Origin of the sequence: Moorena sp. SIO4G3 (assembly GCF_010692305.1) — a bacterium.
GTDB lineage: Bacteria > Cyanobacteriota > Cyanobacteriia > Cyanobacteriales > Coleofasciculaceae > Moorena > Moorena producens_A.
In genome coordinates this window covers 1-5,871 of record NZ_JAAHIG010000487.1, presented here as the reverse complement: position 1 = coordinate 5,871, position 5,871 = coordinate 1, and the positions used below count along the sequence as shown (strand labels likewise).

2 protein-coding genes are annotated in these 5,871 nt (G+C 41.8%); both read right to left on the bottom strand.

The features are described 5' to 3' along the window. Window positions 1–2,217 (bottom strand): condensation domain-containing protein (locus F6J99_RS40755; RefSeq protein WP_293122055.1); only part of this gene is annotated, 2,217 nt, incomplete at its 3' end. Continuing rightward, a partial coding sequence (locus F6J99_RS40750; protein WP_293122052.1) for an amino acid adenylation domain-containing protein occupies window positions 2,214–5,871 on the bottom strand: 3,658 nt, incomplete at its 5' end. The genes F6J99_RS40755 and F6J99_RS40750, both read right to left, overlap by 4 nt.

The window sequence follows — 5,871 nt, the reverse complement described above, 5'->3', positions numbered from 1 at the left end:
TCCCCAAATTTCAAATGTGGCTGCATCAAAAGAGGTGTTGGAAACTTGAGCTACTCGGTCTGTTGCTTCCAGTTGCACATAGTTGGTGTTGCTAACAAGCCTAACTACTCCTTGATGAGGAATAGTAACTCCCTTTGGTTTACCCGTCGAACCTGAAGTATAGATAACATAAGCTAACTGATTAGCTGTTATCTGATTTTCGGGTATTTCCTGACTCTGTTGATTAATAATTTCGGAATCTGTATCCAAACAGATCCCAGATGCTTTTGTCTCCGATAGATGATGTTGCCATTTTTCTTGAGTCAAAATCATGGATAGTTGTGCATCTTCTACCATGTAATGGAGACGCGAAGTCGGATAATTAGGGTCTAATGGCACATAAGCTCCTCCGGCTTTGAGTATGGCTAATAAACCTACTACCATCTCCACTGAGCGCTCTACACATATTCCCACTAGCATTTCTGGTTTGACTCCCAAGCTTTGCAAGTGGTGGGCTAGTTGATTAGCTTTAGTATTTAATTGGGAGTAAGTTAAGCTTTGCTCTTCAAATACTATTGCTATTGCATCCGGGGTTTTCTCTACCTGCTCCTCAAATAACTGATGGATACATTTATCTTTGGGATAATCTGTTTTGGTATTGTTCCACTCCACCAGTATTTGGTCTAGCTCTGCCTCTTTCATTAATGGCAACTGGCTCACAGGTCGTTCTGGAGTCTCTACTGCTGCTGATAGTAAGTTTTCATAATGTGACAGCATCCGACTAATTGTTTCGGCTGAGAACAAGTCTCGGTTATAGGCACAGAATCCTTTGATTTCCTCTCCTACTGGCCACAGATGTAACTCTAAGTCCAACCTCACTGTCATTTCAACTCCTCCCCCTTCATACCAACCTACTTCCAAGTTGGGTAAGCTAAAGGATGGTTTTAATGCTTCCTCCTGCTGAACGGCAAACATCACCTGAAATAAGGGGTTTTGCGATAGTGCCCGTTCTGGTTGCAACTCTTCTACCAATTTCTCAAAGGGTATGTCTTGATGACCATAAGCTTCTAGAGCTGTTTGTTTAACTCGGTTTAATACTTCTGTGAAACTAGGGTTCCCTCCCAGGTCTGTGTACATGACTAGGGAGTTGACAAAGAAACCTATTAACCCTTCTATTTCTCGGCGGTTGCGGTTGGCTATGGGTGAACCTACTGCTATACTTTCTTGACCACTGTAACGAGACAGTAATACCTTAAATACTGCTAACAGGGTCATAAATAGGGTGGTTCCCTGCTTTTGGCTCAGTTGTTTAACTTTTGATGTTACTGCTGCTGGTATGTTTATCGGTATCCCCCCTCCGTTGAAAGTTTGAACTGCTGGTCGGGGATGGTCTGTGGGTAGTTGTAGTTGAGGTAGGTCTTGCAGCTTTTCCTTCCAGTAATTGAGTTGACTTTCAAGGGTTTCACCTTGTAAGTAGTTCTTTTGCCACACTGCAAAGTCGGCATATTGTATGGGTAGTGAGGGTAATGGGGATGGTTTCTCTTCCAGTGTGGCAGTATAAATAGCCGAGAGTTCTTTGGGTAATACTGTCAGTGACCAGCCATCGCTTGCTATGTGATGTAATGTGATTTGCAGTATGTGTTCTGTTGTTCCTAGTTGAAACAACTGAGCCCGTATGGGGAGGTCTACTTCTAGATTAAATGTTTGTTCATTTTCTTTTTGGAGTAGTTGTTGCAGTTTGCTGGTTTGCTCAGATGCTGTTAACTCACTTAGGTCAATTCTGGGTACTTTTAGTTCAAAGGGGGGTTGAATTATTTGTACTGGTGTACCGTTAATTTCACTGAAGGTGGTTCTCAGAGCTTCATGACGAGCAATGATTTCGTTGAAACTTTTTTGTAGGGCTACATAGTCCAATTTTCCTACTAGACGTAGGATTAATGGCATATTGTAGGCATTGCTACTCAAGCCCATTGTTTCTATAAACCATAGCCTTTGTTGTGCAAAGGACAATGGGATGACTTGCTCCCTAGAAACTGATTGAATGGAACTAGCTACAGATTTCTGAGTTATTTGTACTTCTCGAAGAAACTCTAAAATTTCTGTCTTGCGCTCCACTAGATTCTGTTTTAGCTCTGCTGTCATTGCTCCCTTGGGAGCATAACATTCCAGTTGCTCTTGCTCTATCCAAAGTTTAACACCCAGATTTTGCAGGTAAGAAATAAAATCAACTGTTTTCATAACACAAACCTCTCATATTCTTCTGTTTCTGAAATTAACGTAGTCTTATCTTGGGGTAGCTGACGCACCACTTCAATATTTTTAGCTATGCCAGCAATAGTTGGTGACTCAAATAAACCCTGTAAAGTCAGTTCATTGCCAAAACCCTGTCTTACCCGAGACACAACCTGAGTTGCCCTCAAAGAATGACCACCCAAATCAAAGAAGTTATCGTGTATACCTATCTGTTCTATACCCAACACTTCGGCCCAAATCTCTGCTAATATCTTCTGTGTTTCTGTCTGAGGAGCCACATACTCCGTTAACACACTACTAGCCATATCCGGCACAGGCAAAGCCTTACGGTCTACCTTACCGTTAGGAGTCAGAGGCAGTTGCGACAACACCATCAACCCTGATGGCACCATATACTCTGGCAACCTCGACTCCAGATACTCTCTTAGCTGCGGTATCAGTTCCTTTCTCAACTGGGAAATCAACGGATTATTCCCATAATTATTCCAGTTACCTCCTACCACTGATTTTTGAGTCAGGGGTGTTAACACTATTCCCTCTGCTGCTAACTCACTGCGTACAAATACCGCATCCATCAATTCCGGACTTCCCTGAGCTGACCAACACAATTCTAAGCTATACCCTAAAGATGCACTTAGTTCATATAACCTCTCTGGTTCAATGCTCTTGCTTTCCTTTGACTTGAAAAACTGCCTCAACTGCTGCACATTCTGTTTGGATTCTGGCTGTGATAGCAACTCTACCAACTCTACATCATTAGCCACTCTGCTATTTACTAAACCACTAAAGCAAACTGATTCTGGCTTTTGCTCTCGCAGATAAGTTTCTATCTCTTTAACACCCAGAGCTGCTCCACTTTCTACCGTCGGTGTTATTACTTTTCCTGGTTTCGCTTCTATATGCAACAGTACGTTATACCTATATTTATTCAGTTCATTGTTTTCTCTTCCCCTCTGTAAACGTATTTGTACATGACTTATTTCTGGATATTTTTCTTTGAGACCTACAAACAACTCTGGTGACACTAACAACTCGGTCTCCTGCTCCATTTTTCTGTCTATCTTTGACTTGAGTTGTTGTCCTGACAGTGATGGGGTTGCTTGATACAGTTGTACTGAACTATGAAATGCTTTCATTAAGGAGAAATTGCGGATATCCCCTAGGAAAATCATTCCTCCTGGTTTCACTACCCTGATACTTTCTTCTATTACTTGCAATAGATATTCCATACTCGGGAAATACTGCACGATGGAACTTAGTAGCACGACATCGAAAGTGTTAGAAGCCACATCAGCCATGTCTTCGGCTCGTTTCTGTGCTAAGGATACATGACTATATTTGTCTGGTTCGGGTTCTATTTGTTTTTTGATGTATTCTAATGAGACGTTAGAAATATCTGTGCCATAATAGTTTTGTGTCTGGGGTGCAATTTGAAACAGCAGCATTCCTGTACCACAACCTATTTCCCACACACTCTTTGGTTTAGCCGCTAATACTTGAGTTACTACATCTCCTGCCCAGAGCCGCATTTGCTTTTCTGGTATGGGTTGGTTGTCGTAACTGCTGCGCCAACCTGAGATGTTGAATAAGGGGTCAGTAATTTCTCTGTCCTCATTCTCTATTTGTTCATTGAATACTTCTTGCCAATTACTGAGTTGATCATTTGAGAGTTCTTGGTTCAAATTAGTCGCAGTTTCAGTTTCAGCTACTAGGTATCCTACTAAACGTTTATCTCCTGGCTGATCCTCTCTGGCAATTACAACAGCTTGTTGGACTTTGGGATGTTCATTTAAAATCCCTTGAATTTCTCCGGTTTCTATGCGGTAGCCTCGGATTTTTACTTGATGGTCTATTCTACCGATAAATTCTATGTTGCCATCAGATAAATAACGTACCAAGTCTCCAGTTTTATATAATTTTTTCTCCTGCCAAAAGATGAATTTTTCAGCGGTTAATTCTGCTTGTTTTAAGTAACTTCGTGCTAGTCCTTCTCCTGCTATGTGTAGCTCTCCTGCTACTCCTATGGGTACAGGTTGTTGATGAGCGTTAAAAATATATACCTGGGTGTTCGCTATTGGCCTACCTATGGTTGGTGACTTGGTTCCTCCTTTTTCCATTAAGCCATATGTTGAGTAGGTTGTGTCTTCACTAGGACCATAAAGGTTGTACACTGCTTTAATTGTTTGTTGTTCATACAGTTGTTGAACCAGTTGATTATCTAGGGGCTCTCCTGCCAGATTCACTGTTGTTACTCCAGTGGGAATAGTTTGGTTTCTAACTAATTCTCTGGCTGCTGATGGTACTGTGTTGATTAGGCTTACTTCTCCTGCTGCTGGTAATTCGGGTAGATGTAAAGCATTTTCAGCTAATATGACTTTTCCTCCCCAACTTAAGGGGACAAACAACTCAAATACTGATAGATCAAAGCAGATAGAAGTGGAAGCTAATACTCCTGATAATTCCTCTTGGGTATACACTTCTCGTGCCCAATACAATAGGGACACTGGACTGCGGTGTTCAATTGCTACTCCTTTAGGTCGGCCTGTAGAACCAGAGGTATACAATACATAAGCTAGGTTCTGGGGATTAACATTACTGACTACATTAGCTTGTATTTCTACCGTATTAGCTTGGTTTATATCTATTATAGGTGTTTGAGTTTCTGGTAAGTGAAACTGGGAGTTGGAGTCACTTAATACCAGGTGTAACTCCCCATCTTCTAATATCTGAGCTAGACGTGAAGTTGGATAATTAGGGTCTAATGGCACATAAGCTCCTCCGGCTTTGAGTATGGCTAATAACCCTACTACCATCTCCACTGAGCGCTCTACACATATTCCCACTAGCATTTCTGGTTTGACTCCCAAGCTTTGCAAGTGGTGGGCTAATTGATTGGCTTTAGTATTTAATTGGGAGTAAGTTAAGCTTTGCTCTTCAAATACTACTGCTACTTCATCTGGGTTTTTCTCTACCTGCTCCTCAAATAACTGATGGATACATTTATCTTTGGGATAATCTGTTTTGGTATTGTTCCACTCCACCAGTATTTGGTCTAGCTCTGACTCTGTCATTAATGGCAACTGGCTCACAGGTCGTTCTGGAGTCTCTACTGCTGCTGATAGTAAGTTTTCATAATGTGACATCATGCGGCTAATTGTTTCGGCTGAGAACAAGTCTCGGTTATAGGCACAGAATCCTTTGATTTCCTCTCCTACTGGCAACAGATGCAACTCAATGTCAAACCTTACTGTCATCTCAGCTCCTGCCCCTTCATACCAACCTACCTCCAAGTTAGGTAAGCTAAAGGATGGTTTTAAGATTTCCTCCTGCTGCACAGCCAACATTACCTGAAACAAGGGGTTTTGGGATAGTACCCGCTCTGGCTGCAACTCTTCTACCAATTTCTCAAAAGGTATGTCTTGGTTTCCATAAGCTTCTAGGGCTGTTTGTTTAACCCTGTTTAATACCTCTATGAAGCTTGGTTCCCCTCCTAGGTCTGTGTACATGACTAGGGAGTTGACAAAGAAACCTATCAACCCTTCTATTTCACTCCGGTTGCGGTTGGCGATAGGTGAACCTACTGCTATATTCTCTTGACCACTGTAACGAAATAGCAATATCTTGAAGGCTGCTAACAGG